The sequence below is a fragment of the Halorubrum sp. Atlit-26R genome (assembly GCF_003666015.1).
In the GTDB taxonomy this organism is placed as follows: domain Archaea; phylum Halobacteriota; class Halobacteria; order Halobacteriales; family Haloferacaceae; genus Halorubrum.
The window spans coordinates 1-1,073 of the sequence record NZ_QPLT01000090.1; the positions used below are offsets into that span (position 1 = coordinate 1).

The 1,073-nt window shown below is 68.5% G+C and carries 1 protein-coding gene; it reads left to right on the top strand.

Going from position 1 to position 1,073, the window contains the following annotated elements; all coding sequences use genetic code 11:
• Positions 1 to 84: 84 nt before the first annotated feature.
• The coding region (locus DVK07_RS19450) for a hypothetical protein (RefSeq protein WP_121598507.1) at positions 85 to 1,073 on the top strand (989 nt) is incomplete at its 3' end.

The window sequence follows — 1,073 nt, forward strand, 5'->3', positions numbered from 1 at the left end:
GCGTCTAACGCACCATCTCGCTGCCCCAGCCACCCCTTGGCGACAGCTATATTTTGTGGGCTGTGTGATCATGACACACGGACGATGGTCACCCCGCCGACGGCCGACGCCCTCCCGGCGGCAATCGTCGACCGCGACCAGTGGGTCTGCTGGCGAACCCAAGAGCGCGACGGGAAGCCAACGAAGGTGCCGATCCGGCCCGGAACGACCCAGTTCGCGTCGACCACGGACCCGGACACGTGGACCGACTTCGCGACGGCCCGCGACGGGGCGCTCGCGACGCCGGTCGACGGGCTCGGCTTCGTGTTTACGGCCGACGATCCGCTCGTCGGGATCGACTTAGACGACTGCCGAGACCCGGACGCGGCAGCGCCGACTGCCTGGGCTGCCGACCTCATCGACACGCTCGATTCGTACACCGAGGTAAGCCCCTCGGGGACGGGATTTCACGTGTTGGTGACCGGCTCCCTCCCGGGGGGTCGGAACCGCGCCGGCGACCTCGAGCTGTACGACCGTGCCCGCTTTTTCACCGTGACCGGCGACCACGTCGCAGCGACGCCGGCCACGATCGAATCCCGTACTGAGGCAGTCGCGACGGTCGTCGACCAGGAACTCGCCGCCGAGACGGACGACACAGCGACGACCTCGGGAGACGACATGTGGGGCACGGCGGAGACCACGACGACCACCGCTTCGGCTCCCGCAGATGCCGGAGCCGACACCGTCCCCCTCTCGGATGACGAACTGCTCGACCGGGCGAAACACGCCGCCAACGGCGAGAAGTTCACCCGGCTGTGGAACGGGACCACGAGCGGCTACGAAAGCCACTCGGAGGCCGACATGGCGCTGTGCCGGCAGCTCGCGTTCTGGACCGGCGGTGATTCAGCGCGGGTCGACCGGCTGTTTCGTCGGTCGGGCTTGTATCGCGAGAAGTGGGACACCGTCCACTACGCTGACGGCAGCACGTACGGTGAGAAGACGGTCGAGCGCGCCGTCGCAGCCACCGATGACGCGTACACGCCGCCCGAAGCGACCGATTCGGCCGCGGCCGATGCGACCCAGGCGACGGCCAG